Origin of the sequence: Canibacter zhuwentaonis (assembly GCF_018531145.1) — a bacterium.
Classification (GTDB): Bacteria; Actinomycetota; Actinomycetes; order Actinomycetales; family Microbacteriaceae; genus Canibacter; species Canibacter zhuwentaonis.
The window spans coordinates 395,520-411,677 of sequence record NZ_JAHDSZ010000001.1 but is presented as its reverse complement, the minus strand read 5'-3'; the positions used below and the strand labels follow the sequence as shown (position 1 = coordinate 411,677).

The following is a 16,158-nucleotide window of genomic DNA, read 5'->3' as shown; positions in this document are numbered from 1 at the left end:
CCTGCCGCCTTATTTAGTGAGGGAAGCCATGACAGAACACCACAGCATAAACACTCCGTACGAAGATCTGTTACGCGAGGTTTTAGAAACCGGGGTTCTAAAGGCGGATCGCACCAACACCGGCACGCGCAGCGTCTTTGGCAGGCAGATCCGCTTCGATTTGGCAGAGAGTTTCCCGCTGATAACAACTAAGCGGGTGCATTTTAAGTCGGTTGCCGTGGAGTTGCTGTGGTTTTTGAAGGGTCACAGCAACACCCGGTTTCTGACCGATAACGGCGTTACCATCTGGAACGAGTGGGCCGATGCGAGTGGCGAGCTCGGGCCAGTGTACGGGGTGCAGTGGCGCAGCTGGCCAACTCCCAACGGCGGCAGCATCGACCAGATCGCAAAGCTCGTTGAGAGCCTGCGGCAGGATCCAAACTCGCGCAGGCACATTGTGAGCGCCTGGAATGTGGCGGATCTGGACAGCATGGCGCTGGCTCCGTGTCACGCTTTTTTTCAGTTCTACGTTGCAGCTGGCAAGCTCTCGTGCCAGCTGTACCAGCGCTCAGCCGATATGTTTCTCGGGGTTCCCTTTAATATCGCAAGCTATGCGCTGCTGACTCTAATGCTGGCGCAGCAAATCGGGCTTGAGTCGGGCGAGTTTGTCTGGACGGGTGGCGACTGCCACATTTACAATAACCATATTGAGCAGGTGAAAACCCAGCTGGCGCGCGAGCCGTATCCGTATCCGCAGCTTAAAATAACTCTCAGAGACAGCATTTTTGATTACGAATACACTGATTTTGAGCTTGTTGGTTATAAACACCACGACGCTATTAAAGCTCCTGTTGCGGTTTAAGCTATGGTGGGTTCTGGGTTTTCTGTGGCGGATGCAACCGGCTCGGGGTTAAATGCCCCGAGTCATAACAGCTTAGAGCTTGGCGGCTCGATCCGCCGCGATCTGGTGGCAAATATTCCGGAGCACAGCAGCGCAGATCTGGCAGAGTTAATCAGGTGCGAGCTCGGTCGTGGTCTTGGCGCGATTTGGGCGCAGGCTGCTGGGGTAGCAGCATCGTGGCGTGAAACTCCCGGCGGTGGTGCAATCGGGCGCGGCGGTCAGATGCCCTGGCACGTGCCCGCCGACCTGCGCTGGTTTTCAAAGCTCACAAAAAACACTGCGGTGATTATGGGGCGGCGCACCTGGGAATCTCTGCCCGCAGCATATCGTCCGCTGCCAGAGCGCGATAATTACGTGCTAACTGGCCGCGAGCAGGCGGATTTTCCGGGCGCTATAACGGTTAAGTCACTCGCCACAGCCTTGCGTTTAAGCGCAGATGTGCCAACCTGGATAATAGGCGGTGGTAAACTGTATAAAGACGTGCTTGAGCGCTGTGATATTGCGGCGCTAACCCAGTTGCGACTGGAGATTGACGGTGCGGATACATACGCGCCTGAGCTAGATGGCAGCTGGTCGCAACTGGCATTTGCGCAGGCGGCTAATGATGCCGCCTGCGTGTTTACGCTCTGGCGTAGAAAATAGCTTGACAGATCACAAGGTTTATGACTTAAAAGTCGCAGCTAATTAGAAACAGTAACTGTTTATGAAGCTAATAGTTTGCGCAGCAACAGAAAGAAAACAGTAGGAGAAAATTAACTGTGTTAAACATAGCAACCGAAAAGAATAACGGCATTCCGCCGAAGCTTACCAAAAACACCCTGCGCACGTATCCGCTCGGCGGTCTCGGTGAGGTTGGTCGTAACATGACCGTGTACGAGCTGAACGGTAAAATCTTGATAGTAGACTGCGGGGTGCTGTTTCCTGAAGAAGAGCAGCCCGGCATTGACCTGATTCTGCCAGATATTGCAAAGCTTGAAGACAGGCTTAACGATATCGTTGGCATTGTGCTGACGCACGGGCACGAAGACCATATTGGCGGGGTGCCGTATTTGCTGAAAATGCGACAGGATATTCCTCTCTACGGCTCGCAGCTAACACTGGCTCTGCTGCAGGCAAAGTGTAAAGAGCACCGACTAACGCCAAAAATGCACGTTGTTGCCGCGGGAGAAACCACGAAGCTCGCCGGTTTTGAGCTTGAATTTGTTGCGGTTAACCATTCAATTCCTGACGCGCTTGCAGTGGCGATCCGCACGGTTGCGGGGCTTGTGCTTGCCACCGGCGACTTTAAGATGGACCAGTTGCCGCTGGACGGGCGGATCACGGATCTGCGCGCTTTTGCAAAGCTCGGCGAGGAGGGAGTCGATCTATTCCAGGCGGACAGCACCAACGCCGATGTGCCGGGCTTTACCCCGCTTGAAAAAGAAATCGGGCCGGTTCTTGAGCAGGTTGTTTCGCGCACTATTGGTAAGGTTATTGTGGTCAGCTTCTCAAGCCACGTGCACCGGGTGCAGCAGGTGCTAGACGCGGCGCAAGCAAACGATCGGCAGGTTGTGCTGCTGGGCAGGTCGATGGTGCGAAACATGAAAATTGCCGCCGATCTGGGCTATTTGCGAGTTCCCAAGGGGATTCTAATTAGCGAGGCGCAGGCGGCGGATGTGCCAGACGAGTATCTTGTTTATATGTCAACTGGCTCGCAAGGCGAGCCGATGGCCGTTTTAAGCCGTATGGTAAAGGGCGATCACCGTGTTGTGCCGGGCAAAGATGACACGGTTATTCTGGCGTCGAGCCTGATTCCGGGCAATGAAAACGCGGTGTTTAGGGTTATTGACGGGCTTGTGCGCATGGGTTGCAACGTTGTGCACAAGGGCAACGCAAAAGTGCACGTTTCCGGTCATGCTGCCGCCGGTGAGCTGCTCTACTGCTATAACATTATTAAGCCCAAGAATGTGATGCCAATTCATGGCGAATATCGTCACCTTGTGGCAAATGCGAGCCTTGCCATCCAGACGGGCATTTCGCCCGAGCGCGCACTGATCTGCGAAAACGGTAGCGTTGTTGATTTGCGCGCCGGGGTTGCAAAAATAGTGGGCAAAATTGAAACAGAATCAATGTACATTGACGGTAAGAGCGTTGGTAAAATAACCGAACACGACCTGCAAACCCGTATGACGCTCGGCAGCGAGGGCTTTGTTTCAGCCATTGCGGTTGTTTCGGCAAAAACTGGCAAGCTTGTTAATAGCCTGGAAATTCACGCGCGCGGCGTGGCTGAGGAGGCTCGCGTGTTTGACGAGATTAAACCGCAGCTTATTAAAGCGCTAGAAAAAGAGCTTGCTGCGGGGGAGCGCGACAGAAAAGCGCTGCAAAAGCAGATGCGTCAGGTGCTCGGGCGCTGGCTAGGCATGAAGCTCAGGCGCAGGGCGGTTATTATGCCGGTTGTTGTTGTAATCGACTAGCGTTTAAATCTTGCCGTTATTTTTTCTTTAGCGGCGGTGGCGAGCGGATGCCGCAGCGCCAGCAGCGCTACTGCGTAGCTGGCAAACATTACGGCTGTAACCGCGCCTGCACTGATAAGCGCGGGCGTAAAAGTAACCGTGCTCAGTATGCTCAAATCGTATTCGTTTGTGGCAGCTGGGATAGTGTCTGGAGATAGCCGCAGCCGCATTCCCAGCAGGGTTAGCAGCCCGCAGATCACGCTAACGGCTGTTGCTGCCAGGGTTTTGCAGATATTGTGCGTGATCGCCCTGCCGCCGATTGAGCCGATTAGTTCTCGCAGTAGCATAAATGTTGCGCCCGCCTGTGCGACACAAGAAACGGCGTAGCTGAGCGTGATCAGGATTGCGGTGTATTTGCTTGGCCAGAGGAATGTTGCGGCCGTGAAAATAGCGGTGCAAATTGTGTGCACGAGGTTCACGAAAAACGGGGTGCGGGTGTTGCTCAGCGCGAAAAATCCCCGGTTGAGCACGTACAGCGTGCTGAACGGAGTGAGTCCCAGCACCGTTATAAACAGCATCAGCGCCACGTTTGCAACCGTGTTTGGCAGCGCGGTGGGTTGCAGAATCCGGCTGATTTCTAAGGAGAGCACGGCTAAAACCGCCGCGCAGATTGCCGTGCTGCTGATTGTGAGGGTGAGCGTGCGTGACAGCGCGTGTTTGAGCGCCGTGAAATCACCGGCGTTTGCGTTTTCGCTCATTCTCGTGAACGATGCCATAACCACTGAAACCACGATAATTGCGTGCGGCAGAATAAAAATCAGCTGCGCGAACTCGCTTGCGGCAAGACCTATTTCAGAAGCGCTTGCGCGGTTCATTGCGGTGGCCTGATAGAGCCCGAGAATTTGCGCAAGAGCAACGGATCCGAGAGTCCAGGATGCAATTTTGCTGGCGTCACTAAGCCCCACGCCTCGCCAGTTGAAATCGAAGCGGAATTTAATATCCGCTCGCTTGAAGAATAGGAACAGCACCAGTGCCTGGCTTGCAACGCCCAGGGTTGCAGTGCCCGCCACCAGAAACTGCCCGAGCGTATTCCAGCGTGCCATGCTCGCGGTGCCGTCGGGATCGGAGCCAAAAACCCAGCAGAAAACTAGCAGTCCGGTAATATGGAAGGCGTTATTGAGTGCCGGAGTCCAGGCGTAGGGACCAAACAGGGAGCGGGCATTGAGCACCTCGCCAGCAACCGTGTAGAGCGCAAAAAAGAACACCTGCGGGGTAAGCCAGAGCGCAAAATACACCGCAAGCTGGCGGTGCTCGGCGCTCCAGCCGGGGGTCATCGTAGCAATTAGCACGGGCGCAATTAGCGCACAGGCGATTGTGAGAACTGCGCCAGCAACAACTGTGACCGTAAGCAGCTTTTGGATGTATGCCTGCCCGCGATCTTTCGCCATTGCCGCTTTTGTTATCTGCGGCACGAGCACCGCTGTAAGCGCGCCCGAGATTACAAGGGTATAAATAAGGTAGGGCACTCTGCCAGCGGTGACGTATGCGTTCGCGCTGAAGCCGAGCGACCCGATCGCAAAAACCATAAGCATTTGGCGGATTAGCCCGAGTACCCGGGAGAGCATTGTGCCCCCGGCAATCATTATGCTGGCGCGAGAAAAACTTGAACGACTCATCGCGCTAAGAATACTACTTTTTGCCAAATAAGAACCGTATTTATGCCGAATCTGTCGATAAATTAGGTTTTGCGAAAGTTTTACAAAGTGATAGCAGTATTCTCGGGTAATCTAGATGGTATGGTTTCTTCTCGTTTTCGCAGCCCGGCTGATAGCAATCGCGGTTCTCGTAAAAAGAGTGCCGCTAAAACTGCTGCCGGCGCAAACCAGCGCACTAGGGTTTTAGCTGAGAGTGAAGTGACAAGCGCTGCGGGCGGTGATAGTGATGCCGCTGTGGCACAGGCTTATTTATGGCTCGCGCACGCCTGTGGAGCCGCCTTTAGAATGTTCAGGGTTACCCCGCTAGAGCCCGAAAAACGCCGTGATGGCGTGCCGTTTCTGTTCGTGTGCCTGGCGTTTATTGGCATTGTTGTTGAGTGGTTTTTGCCGGCTGTCAGCTGGGCTGTATCCATTAGTAACTGGACTTTTGGGGGCGCTTTTGGGCAAATTTCTTTTGTGATGCCGGTTGTGCTGCTGGCGTTCGCTGCTGTCTTGTTTAACCGCCCGCTGAGCGTGCACGATAATAGGCGGATCGCAACGGGGCTGTTGCTGCTACTGCTCTCTGCTACTGGGCTGTTGCACGTTTTTAGCTCGCAACCGGCGCCGGCTGATGGTATGGCGAAGCTCGCACAGGCGGGCGGTCTGCTAGGGTGGATGATAGGCGCGCCTCTGATGTATGCGACGGTGTGGGTGGCAGTTCCGCTGCTTGTAGCTGCGCTGCTGTTTTCTGTTTTGGTGATTACAAAAACCCCGCCGCGACTAATTTTTAAGCGGATAGCAGCGCTCGGGCGCTGGTTTTTTGGTGATTCTACCACCGGCGAATCTGCGGTCGCTCGTTCTGGGGGTGGTGCGCGCCAATCCACCGTTGCTGAAACTCACGACACAGCCGAGTTTCAGATGCCGCAGCACACAGCGTTTGACGATTCTTTCGATCCCGAGCCTGCGAGCGAGAGCACTGCAACAGGCGTTGCCTCGCGCGGTCTGTTCGGGCGCTTTAAGAAGCCAAAATCTGAGCAGGTGCTTTTTAAAATCGCAGATTACGCTGATAATAGGCAGCAAGTCAGCGCGCACGCTGCCGGTTACAACTCTGCCGGAATCGAAATTGAGCGCCTGCTCGACGGGGGTGATCCGCTAAATAATTCTGGTGATGTTGCTTTTGCCACACCGCTTGCGGGTGAAACACCGGCGCAGCAGGGGCAGACCAACGACGAGATTTTAGCGGATCTGCAGCGTGCCGAGGCTATTTTAGGAAGCGCGCGCGGCTACAGCACGGGCGGGCTTAGCGATGATTCACCGGCTGCTAAGCCAGAGCCTTTGGCAGCTCCCGAGCCATTTCAGCGTGACCTGCCCGCTAAGCCGCAGGCGCAGCAGGGAAGTGACGTGCCCGCGTATGTTTTGCCAGCGGAGAACACGCTCGAAGAGGGTGTTTTGTATCCCGTGCACAAGGCGGGCAATGAGCAGGTTATTGTCGATATCACAGAGGTTTTTGCCCAGTTTAACGTTGACGCGCGCGTTGTTGGGTATTCGCGTGGCCCAACCGTGACCCAGTATGAGGTTGAAGTTGGTACGGGTGTTAAAGTTGAGCGGGTTACCGCGCTTACTAAGAACATTTCTTATGCGGTTGCTTCCAATCAGGTTAATATTTTGTCACCAATTCCGGGTAAAAAAGCGATTGGAATTGAAATTCCGAACAAGGATCGCGAAAATGTTGTGCTTGGTGACGTGCTGCGGTCTAAAAAATCGCTTAATTCTAAGCATCCGCTAACAATTGGCGTTGGCAAAGATGTTGAGGGTGGTTTTGTTGTTGCAAACCTTGCCAAAATGCCGCACCTGCTGGTTGCCGGCTCGACGGGGTCTGGTAAGTCGAGTTTTATAAACTCGATGATAACCAGTCTGCTGATGCGTGCCACGCCCGCAGAAGTGCGGATGGTGCTGGTTGATCCTAAACGGGTTGAGCTGACCAACTACCAGGGCGTGCCACACCTAATCACGCCGATTATAACCAACCCTAAAAAGGCGGCGGAAGCTTTGCAATGGGTTGTTAAAGAAATGGATATGCGCTACGACGACCTGCAGAGTTTTGGGTTTAGGCACATTGATGATTTCAACGAAGCGGTGCGGCAAAACAGTATCCAGCTACCGCCAGATAGCAAGCGAAAACTGCGCCCGTACCCGTATCTTTTGGTGGTTGTTGACGAGCTTGCCGATTTGATGATGGTTGCGCCGCGCGACGTTGAAGAGTCTATTGTGCGTATTACGCAGCTGGCGCGTGCCGCAGGAATCCACCTGGTACTCGCAACACAGCGCCCGTCTGTGGATGTTGTGACCGGTCTGATTAAAGCCAATGTGCCCTCGCGTCTGGCCTTTGCGGTTGCGTCGGCAACCGATTCACGCGTGATCTTAGATCAGATGGGCGCTGAAAAGCTTATTGGTCAGGGTGACGGGTTGTTTTTGCCTATGGGCGCGGGGCATCCTTTGCGCGTGCAGGGCGCCTGGGTGACAGAGACCGAGATTAAACGGGTTGTTGATCATGTTAAAGCGCAGGCGCGTCCGCAGTATCGCAAAGATATTGAGATAGTTACCGCTAAAAAAGAAGTTGATGCCGATATTGGTGATGATCTTGCTGAACTATTAGAGGCCGCTAAGCTCGTTGTTGTGTCGCAGATAGGCTCTGTTTCGATGCTGCAGCGCAAGCTTCGAGTAGGTTTTGCGAAGGCGGGGCGGCTGATGGATCTACTCGAAAGCCGCGCGATTGTTGGTCCCTCTGAGGGGTCTAAAGCGCGTGACGTGCTGGTAACCCCGGAACAGCTGGATGATGTGCTGGCAGTGCTGCAGGGGCAGACTCCGCAGGCTGAGAATCAAGCGGATAATAGCGCACAAGTGTATGAGGAAGATGAGATGTATGCTGATCCGCTGCAAGAGCGTGCTGAGCTGCCAGAGGTTGAAATTGAGAGATCAGAGGACGCCTGGGATTTAACCGGAAGAAGCGAGAGATACTAGGTGGCAAGCGCGAAAAAAAAGCCGGTGTGGGTAAATGGGCCGAATATTTTGACGTTGCTCAGAATACTGGCGACTCCCGTGGTGCTCTGGCTGATTCTTGAAGATAACGGCTGGAAAGGCGAGCTGCGCGTGTGGGGTGCAGCGCTGTTTATTGTGTTTATGATTAGCGATGGAATTGACGGTTACTGGGCGCGGTCGCGCAACCTCGTAACCGATTTGGGGCGCTTGCTTGACCCGATTGCCGACAAGTTTTTAACGTGCGGCGCGCTTGTTGCACTCTCAATTTTACAGGAGCTGCCCTGGTGGGTGACCGCGCTGGTACTGCTGCGCGAAATCGGGATAACGGCTGATCGGATTGTGCGGGCGAGCGCCAAAGAAATTGTAGCGGCCGCCTATTTGGGAAAGATAAAGACCGTGCTGCAGTCGATTGCGATTCCGCTGGCTCTGATGCCGCACCAGTTTGTTACAGGTGCTCTGCCTGGCTTCTGGCTTAATGTCATCACGATGACCCTGGCGGTTGTGTTTACAATTGTTAGCGGTCTTGACTATATTTGGCGTGCGACTAGAAAAAAGCGTGATGCGCGGTGATTAACGCCGATAGTTTTTGCCGGGAGGTTGTCGCTCTGAGCGATGCGGAGCTTGGGCAAAGCGCTGCGGATTTAGCCGCAGAGGTTGTTGCTCTGGCGGTATCTCAAGGCGCACGGGTGGCAGTGGCTGAATCACTTACGGGCGGACTGCTCGCCGCTGAGCTGGTTGCGGTGTCGGGCGCTTCTGCTGTGGTAACCGGAGCCGTTGTAGCCTATGACACTCGCATTAAAGCCAGTGTTTTAGGAGTGTGCCGGAAGCGGCTGTTACAAACAGGACCCGTTGACTGGCAGATTGCTGCCGAAATGGCGCAGGGGGTTGTGCGGTTGATGCGCGGTGATGGTGATGCTTGTGATGTTGATCGTGTCGACGATACGGGCGATGTTTACCGTACAGTCGGTGGTGGCGTTGCCGGTGCTCATGGTGAGGGCACATCGCTGCTAGGAATTGCGACAACCGGGGTTGCCGGGCCCGCTGTAGATTGGCAGAGTGGCGCGGAACCTGGGCTGTTCTACGTCGGTTTTTGTGCGCCAAATCGTGCTGAGAGCGTGCGGTTTTATGTTCCGGGTGAGCGTAACAGGGTGCGGAAAACGGCAGTTTTTGCGGGTCTTGTAGTTTTGAAACGGCTGTTGCAGCTGGAATCCTGCGCGGCTTAAAAATTGGTGTCTTACCCCGGGGATACTATGTTTCATAAAGTTACTCGCCTTCAGGTTTTATTGGATCGATGTCGGGTATTGTGGTTGATATTATTTTAGTAGGAGGCTCTCTGGATGGTGCTTTTGCGACAGCAAATTGGTGATGTGCTGCGAGACTTTAGAATGCGACGAGGTGATACCCTGCGTAAAGTTGCTGGTAGCGCTAGTGTTGCGCCTGGCTACTTAAGCGAGCTTGAAAGGGGGCAAAAAGAGGCTTCTAGCGAGGTGCTTGCCTCCATCGCTGATGCGCTCGAGGTTAATCTTTCAGAGGTTATTAACGAAGCTGGGCAGCGGCTTGCGCTGAGCGAGGCGCTTACGGTTTCCTTTGATGAGTCTGTGATGTCTGTGACCGATTTCAAAGAGTTTAGCGGGCGCTTTGTTGAGCGCGAACTCGTGTGAATACTTTGCGACTGAGCGAGTTTAAGCGTGCCTGTGAGCTTGAGTTTGGGGTCGCACAGGCGACGGTTTTAATCAGTGAATACTGGCTGCCGCAGTTGCGGGCGACCCCGGCAGAGGCGCTCTCCTCAAACGCCGATGTGAGGCGTGTTTGGCTGGCGCTGTGTGAAGAGATGAACGTGCCAGAAGAGAGACGCCACGGTGCGGGTAAAAACATCTAGCGCCACAAAGTATTTAGATACGCGCAACTTATTGGTAATTTTGTTCGATTTGTTGTATTGTTTTTAACAGGTCGTAAAACAGTAACTTTTGCACAGGTAAACCGTTAAAAAAATTACTGTCCTACCCCTTGTTTATCATGTAATTAGCGAGTTTGTTTGCTGCTTTAACTTGAGCAGAAAACCAGCTTGTTACTACAGGCGTTGTAAAACGCGCTAGCTAACCACCTTAGGAGTACACAATGAGTGATGAAAACAAAATCGCTTCGCTTGAATCAGCGCTTGCTGAAATTGATAAACAGTTTGGCAAGGGCGCGATTATGCGCATGGGTAAAATAGAGCGCCAGCAGGTTGATGTGATCCCCACGGGTTCAATTGCGCTTGATGCCGCTCTCGGCATAGGCGGTTTGCCGCGCGGTCGTATTGTTGAGATTTACGGCCCTGAGAGTTCCGGCAAAACAACTCTAACACTGCACGCAATAGCAAACGTACAACGCAAAGGCGGTATTGCCGCGTTTATTGATGCTGAGCACGCACTAGATCCTGTTTACGCATCAAAACTCGGTGTTGATATTGATGAGCTGCTTGTTTCACAGCCGGATACGGGAGAACAAGCACTTGAAATCGCTGATCTTTTGATTCGATCAGGCTCTGTTGATCTGGTTGTTGTTGACTCTGTTGCAGCTCTTGTGCCTGCGGCTGAGATTAAAGGCGATATGGGAGATTCTCATATTGGCCTACAGGCGCGTTTAATGTCGCAGGCACTGCGTAAAATAACGGGTGGGCTTAACAGCACTAATACCACCTGCATTTTTATTAATCAGCTGCGTGAAAAAGTGGGGGTTTTCTTTGGCAGTCCTGAGACCACCTCCGGCGGTAAGGCGCTGAAATTTTACGCTTCTGTGCGGTTAGATATTCGTCGTGTGCAGACTCTAAAAGAGGGCACAGAGGCTGTTGGTAACCGCACTAAGGTGAAAGTTGCTAAAAACAAAATGGCGCCGCCGTTTAAGGTTGCTGAGTTTGATATTTTATACGGTGAGGGAATCTCTCACGAGGGCTCTCTTATCGAGCTGGGGCAGGAGCATAAAATTGTTAAGAAGAGCGGCTCCTGGTACACCTACGAGGGAGATCAGCTGGGGCAAGGGCTTGAAAAAGCACGGCGCTTCCTAAAAGAAAATAAGGACGTGGCGGCTGAAATAGAGGTCAAAATAATGAAGGCTATGGGAATTGCTCAGGGTGAGGGCGAAGTCGATGAGCCGCAGGTTGCTGATACGACTGTGACCGAAATCAAGAAGGCAGTAGCATAGGTGAGTGTAAGACGGGAGGAATTGCAGCGCGCGGGCGCAAATGCTGATGGCACAAAGGTTGTCAGCCTTAACAGCTGGCGTTGTTACTCGTCAACCGCAGAAGCGTTAAAGTCTGTTTTATCCCTTGATGGGGCGCGCAAGGGTGAACAGGTGCTAGCTGAAATCAGGGATTTAGTAGCGTTAAAGAATGCTAAATTTCAGAGTGATGAAGCCAGCCCGGGTGAGGATTATCAGGATGCGCTCGCAGTAGCCTATAAAAAACTGTCACGCAAGGCTTTATCTGCACGGGAGATACGCCGTGAACTTAAGAAGCTTGACTACGCAGAACACACTGTGGAGCTAGTAGTTACTGAGCTGCTCGCCAGTAACTATATCGATGAGTTAGCAATGGCAGAAGCTATAGTTATTAAGCTGAGCGGAGCACAGGGCTCGAGCAAAGCAGAGATTCAGAGAAAACTTGCGCAGCGAGGTATTGCGGGTGAGGTTATCGATAAAGTCTTAAGCGGAATCGATAACGATGCCGAGCTGGAGCTGTTAAAAACAATAGCCTATAGTCGCGCATCAAAACTTACCGATCTGGACTATCAGGTTGCGTTGCGCAGGCTACTGGCATATCTTGCGCGACGCGGCTGGTCGGGGTATCAAGCCTTAGAAATAGCAAAAGAGGCTCTCGAAAACTGCCGACAGCGTCAATAGGTGTAGCTAAACTGTGTTTAATCTGAGGCTGTTTACGCTCTAGAAAGTTATAGCGGATAAAATGAAGGTATGAAAACTCAGTTGCTCGATGAGCCAGTTGATATCAAGCCGTCACTAGCAGCAGTGCGTGCTGACGGTGGTCGGCGCACATACGAGGTCGTTACTTACGGCTGTCAAATGAACGTGCACGACTCTGAGCGTCTTGCCGCATCTTTAGAAACCGCGGGATACGTTGCAAAACAGGCGGCTGAGCGCGCAGATGTAATTGTTATAAACACCTGTGCTGTGAGAGAAAATGCCGATAACAAACTATATGGCAATCTTGGATACTTGGCCAGTGTTAAACGTAAACACGAAGGAATGCAGATAGCTGTTGGGGGGTGTCTGGCGCAAAAAGACCAGAACAAGATTATTGAAAAAGCACCCTGGGTTGATGTTGTTTTCGGCACTCATAACATGGGTTCTTTGCCCGTTCTGCTCGAGCGCGCAAGACACAATAACGAGGCGCAAGTGGAGATACTGGAGGCACTTGAGGTTTTCCCTTCAAGTCTGCCCTCAAAGCGCGAGAGCGTATCAAGCGGATGGGTTTCTATTTCGGTAGGGTGCAATAACACCTGTACTTTTTGTATAGTTCCGAGTCTGCGCGGTAAAGAAAACGACCGTCGCCCGGGCGACGTGCTGGCAGAAGTGCAGGCGCTCGTTGACGCGGGTGCTATTGAAGTTACCCTGCTGGGGCAAAACGTTAATAGCTACGGCGTGGCCTTTGGCGACAGGCAGGCGTTTAGTAAACTATTGCGTACTCTGGGCACGGTAGAAGGGCTTGAGCGTGTTAGGTTCACAAGCCCGCACCCGGCGGCTTTCACTGACGATGTGATACTTGCTATGTCTGAAATAGCAAATGTTATGCCCCAGCTGCATATGCCGCTGCAGTCCGGTTCTGACCGTGTTTTACGGGCAATGCGGCGTTCTTACCGCAGTAAAAAGTTTTTAGGTATTCTAGAGCGAGTGCGAGAAGAAATACCAGATGCCGCGATTACAACGGATATTATCGTGGGATTCCCCGGGGAAACAGAAGAAGACTTCCAGCAGACACTGGAAATTGTTGCGCAATCAAGATTCCAGAGTGCTTTTACCTACCAGTATTCTGTCCGTCCGGGCACTCCTGCGGGCATAATGCAGAATCAAATTCCGAAAGAAATTGTGCAGGAGCGATACGAGCGTTTAACCGCGCTGCAAGATCAAATATCGCTTGAAGAAAACCAAAAGCAGATCGGCAAAACGGTTGAAATTATGGTAACACCAAGCTCCGCAGGGAAACAAACCTCGCGCCTCTCAGGCAGGGCTCGCGATAACAGGCTTGTGCACTTTAGCGTGCCCGAGCAGGCGGAAACGCCGCGCCCAGGGGATATTGTGAATGCAACCGTTACCGAAGCCGCGCCGTTCTTTTTAATAGCTGATGAACTAAGCAACTATAGTTTGCGTAGAACCCGTGCAGGAGATGCATGGGATCTTAGCCAGAAGGATAGCTGCGGTGCGCCCACACCGCAAACCGCCGGTAAGGGGGCTGTCAACCTTGGTATGCCCGAACTTCGGATTCGTCCGCGCACCTAAGCAACAGCATGGAGCATAAAGTCCCCCCGGTTATTACCGTTATCGGAGCAACAGGGGTTGGAAAAAGCGGATTTGCAATCAATCTTGCCCAAAAACTGCGCGCCGCCAACATTAGAGCTGAGATTATAAACGCCGACTCAATGCAGCTATATCGTGGCATGGATATTGGCACGGCAAAACTACCGCTTGCGCAGCGTGCAGGAGTTATGCACCATATGCTCGATGTTTTAGAGCCGAACGCTGAGGCAACAGTTTCAGCATATCAAAAGCAGACGGGTAAGTTAATTGATAGCCTGCGCACAGCAGGCATAGCGCCAATTTTGGTTGGCGGCAGCGGGCTCTACATAAACTCTGTTCTGTACAGAATGGATTTTGCGCCGCACAACGAAGAAATTCGAGCTCAGCTTGAAAGCCGGTATGCCAGCAGCGGTATTGATCCGTTAATTATAGAGCTTATAAAACGTGACCCAACAGCTGAAAAAATGCTCGACTTACAAAATCCGCGGCGGGTTATCCGCGCCCTTGAGGTGCTGCAAATTACAGGCAAGACTATTGCGGCGCAGCTGCCCCAAAAACCGGAGCTTTTAAGACCTACCAGACTGTACGGCATTTACGAGGATCGTGCGGTGCTTGTGGAACGGCTAGCCGAGCGTACGAGCGCAATGTGGCAACAGGGGCTTATTGATGAGGTTGCAGGGCTTCTTGACCTAGGAATACTAAAGAGCCGCACGGCGAGTCAAGCAATTGGCTACGCGCAGGCCATTGCCCAGCTGGCAGGTGAGCTGACACAGAGCGAAGCCATTGCGCAAACGCAGCTGCTAACTCGCAAGTATGCGCGCAGACAGGTGAGCTGGTTTAAGCGGCTGCACGATGTGACGTGGATAACATCCGCGCAGAGCTGCGATGAAAGGCAACTGCATGAAATCGGGGCAGATATCGCAGCTTCTGTGAACACTGAGATATAGAATTTTAGAGTGCTAGATTTTACAAAAGTTTCTGTTTTAGGGAACGACTTTATAGTTTTTGTGTCAGAAGCTGGCAATCTAAAGTTTGATCAGGAGCGTTTGGGCGGGCTGTGCGATAGGCGTAACGGGGTAGGCGGTGACGGTGTTCTGACCGCCGTTAAAATAGCGGCGGCAGATAACGGCGGTGCTAGTCTCAGCTACCCAGACCCTATCTGGCGGGTGTCGCAGTATGACCGTTTTGGTGCGATTGAAAAACTGTCGGGTAACGGCGCGTGCGCGGTTGTGCACTGTGTTAAAGAAAAAGGTTTAGTGGCGCATAAAAGGCGGGATACGATCGCGGTTATAAACGGCGAGCAGATTTTTGACGTGCTCGTGGGAGTTGGCGGCTACGGAGTCAACTTAAGCAGGTGGCAGCTGCTTACAAGCAGCGCGTCAAAATCGCACAGTGACGTAGAGCGCCGCGACGCTGACGGTCTTGATATTAGCATTGGTAAAACTCACAGGGTTGTACAGCTCGTTAATAAAACTGAGCTGCAGAAGATAGACTCTGGCGAGTTTAGTGAAGCTTGTCGGGTGAGCGGCTTTGATGCTGCCGTGTTTGCCTGCCTAGAAGAAAATCCTGTGCAAGACGGCATAGGGCAGATCCGCGCGCGATTTTATACCGGCAAAAACGGTGAATTGCCGGCTGATGCTGAAGCGGCAGCAGCAGCCGCGCTAACACTGCGCCGCAGTTTTGGGCGCGGCGGACTGTTGGTGCACAATTGGCGAGTTATTGTGCCGGGCGGGCAGGTTGCTGTGCGGATGTTTCCCACTCAGGATGGTGAGCATGTGTCGGTACGCACTCGCGCGGAAACGGTTTTTACCGGCAGCGTGGCGACTTAGTCGCGGGTTATTGCGAGCACGTGCCGGTACGCACCCGGGCGCGGGTGCTTTTTACTGGCATAGCGGAGGTTTATTACGGGTTACCGCGAGCACATAAAACCCCTTAGATTTTACGTGCAACTCGGTTGTAAAATCAGTAAAAGTGTCCGCGAGCCAGCGCTGCAGCGATGGCGCGCCCAAAGATTTGGCAACGACTAGGTACGCGGTGCCGCCTGACGCAAGCCGCGGCAGCCAGGTTAAAAGCAGCGCGTGCAAATGCTTTTTACCAATGCGAATAGGAGGATTAGAACGAATCTCTGAGAACTTCACACCTTCTGGAATCTGCTCCGCCGTTACAGTCTTTATGTTTGGCAGCTGCAATTGCTTAGCGTTCTGCGAGGTTAGCTCCAGGGCACGCTCGTTAATATCAAGCGCCCAAACTGTAGCTGCGGGGTTTTTCAGCGCGGTATCAAGCGCGATAGCGCCCCATCCGCACCCCATATCTAGAATATTACCGGCCTGCGGATCGGGTGTGTGCTGCAGCAGCACCGCGGTGCCACGATCCACTCCGGCACTACTAAAAACACCGGTATCGGTTGTGACAGTAACAGACCTGTTGCCAAGCTGCGTCTGAATCTCGCGCGCCTGCGATTTAACAAGCGGATTTTGGCTGAAATAGTGTTCGCTCACCATAAAAGTATGCCATTTTAGTGGCTTAAGCGCTAGCGAGCCATGCACTTAATTTTTCAGATTCTTTGAGTAATCTTAGAGTTAATGGATGATGAAGACGAATTTGA

Annotated in this window: 15 protein-coding genes; 13 read left to right on the top strand and 2 right to left on the bottom strand. The window is 52.8% G+C overall.

All coding sequences use genetic code 11. The features are described from left to right. Positions 1 to 28: 28 nt before the first annotated feature. The 3 genes from KJY78_RS01885 (at position 29) to KJY78_RS01875 (ending at position 3,333) form a co-directional block, all read left to right on the top strand. Positions 29 to 841, top strand: a complete 813-nt coding sequence (locus KJY78_RS01885) for a thymidylate synthase (RefSeq protein ID WP_214336813.1) — start codon at positions 29 to 31, stop codon at positions 839 to 841. Between the two features lie 3 nt (positions 842 to 844). Continuing rightward, positions 845 to 1,522, top strand: coding sequence for a dihydrofolate reductase (locus KJY78_RS01880; protein WP_214336811.1), 678 nt, complete (start codon positions 845 to 847; stop codon positions 1,520 to 1,522). Positions 1,523 to 1,638: 116 nt separating this feature from the next. Continuing rightward, positions 1,639 to 3,333 carry a ribonuclease J gene (locus KJY78_RS01875; RefSeq protein WP_348771156.1) on the top strand — a complete coding sequence of 565 codons (1,695 nt, stop codon included), beginning with the start codon at positions 1,639 to 1,641 and terminating at the stop codon, positions 3,331 to 3,333. Here KJY78_RS01875 and murJ read toward each other — a convergent pair. After that, on the bottom strand, positions 3,330 to 5,015 hold the full coding sequence (gene murJ, locus KJY78_RS01870; RefSeq protein WP_214336810.1) for a murein biosynthesis integral membrane protein MurJ: 1,686 nt from the start codon (positions 5,013 to 5,015) through the stop codon (positions 3,330 to 3,332). The genes KJY78_RS01875 and murJ overlap by 4 nt on opposite strands. Before the next feature lie 93 nt (positions 5,016 to 5,108). Between murJ and KJY78_RS01865 the strand changes: the two genes are divergently transcribed. The 10 genes from KJY78_RS01865 to KJY78_RS01820 all read left to right on the top strand — a co-directional run bounded on the left by KJY78_RS01865 (position 5,109) and on the right by KJY78_RS01820 (position 15,382). Beyond that, complete coding sequence (locus KJY78_RS01865; RefSeq protein WP_431732318.1) at positions 5,109 to 8,027, top strand: DNA translocase FtsK; 2,919 nt, start codon at positions 5,109 to 5,111, stop codon at positions 8,025 to 8,027. Continuing rightward, the gene (gene pgsA / locus KJY78_RS01860) at positions 8,028 to 8,615 is read left to right on the top strand and encodes a CDP-diacylglycerol--glycerol-3-phosphate 3-phosphatidyltransferase (RefSeq protein ID WP_348771155.1); all 588 of its coding nucleotides are present in this window, start codon (positions 8,028 to 8,030) and stop codon (positions 8,613 to 8,615) included. Beyond that, complete coding sequence (locus KJY78_RS01855) at positions 8,612 to 9,268, top strand: CinA family protein (RefSeq protein WP_348771154.1); 657 nt, start codon at positions 8,612 to 8,614, stop codon at positions 9,266 to 9,268. Before pgsA ends, KJY78_RS01855 begins: the two co-directional genes overlap by 4 nt. A gap of 114 nt (positions 9,269 to 9,382) precedes the next feature. After that, positions 9,383 to 9,706, top strand: a complete 324-nt coding sequence (locus tag KJY78_RS01850; RefSeq protein WP_214336809.1) for a helix-turn-helix domain-containing protein — start codon at positions 9,383 to 9,385, stop codon at positions 9,704 to 9,706. Then, positions 9,703 to 9,924, top strand: coding sequence for a DUF3046 domain-containing protein (locus KJY78_RS01845; RefSeq protein WP_348771153.1), 222 nt, complete (start codon positions 9,703 to 9,705; stop codon positions 9,922 to 9,924). The genes KJY78_RS01850 and KJY78_RS01845 overlap by 4 nt, the downstream gene beginning before the upstream one ends. Positions 9,925 to 10,163: 239 nt before the next feature. Next, complete coding sequence (gene recA / locus KJY78_RS01840) at positions 10,164 to 11,228, top strand: recombinase RecA (RefSeq protein ID WP_214336808.1); 1,065 nt, start codon at positions 10,164 to 10,166, stop codon at positions 11,226 to 11,228. Continuing rightward, positions 11,229 to 11,924 carry a regulatory protein RecX gene (locus tag KJY78_RS01835; protein ID WP_214336807.1) on the top strand — a complete coding sequence of 232 codons (696 nt, stop codon included), beginning with the start codon at positions 11,229 to 11,231 and terminating at the stop codon, positions 11,922 to 11,924. A 69-nt stretch (positions 11,925 to 11,993) separates the two neighbouring features. After that, positions 11,994 to 13,535, top strand: coding sequence for a tRNA (N6-isopentenyl adenosine(37)-C2)-methylthiotransferase MiaB (gene miaB / locus KJY78_RS01830; RefSeq protein ID WP_214336806.1), 1,542 nt, complete (start codon positions 11,994 to 11,996; stop codon positions 13,533 to 13,535). A gap of 8 nt (positions 13,536 to 13,543) precedes the next feature. Further along, positions 13,544 to 14,500, top strand: coding sequence for a tRNA (adenosine(37)-N6)-dimethylallyltransferase MiaA (gene miaA, locus KJY78_RS01825; protein WP_214336805.1), 957 nt, complete (start codon positions 13,544 to 13,546; stop codon positions 14,498 to 14,500). 9 nt (positions 14,501 to 14,509) lie between these two features. Further along, positions 14,510 to 15,382: a diaminopimelate epimerase gene (locus KJY78_RS01820; protein WP_214336804.1), complete on the top strand. Its 873-nt coding sequence runs from the start codon at positions 14,510 to 14,512 to the stop codon at positions 15,380 to 15,382. 51 nt (positions 15,383 to 15,433) lie between these two features. On the opposite strand, the gene KJY78_RS01815 is transcribed toward KJY78_RS01820, so the two are convergent. After that, positions 15,434 to 16,054, bottom strand: a complete 621-nt coding sequence (locus KJY78_RS01815) for a class I SAM-dependent methyltransferase (protein WP_214336803.1) — start codon at positions 16,052 to 16,054, stop codon at positions 15,434 to 15,436. Positions 16,055 to 16,158: the final 104 nt, after the last annotated feature.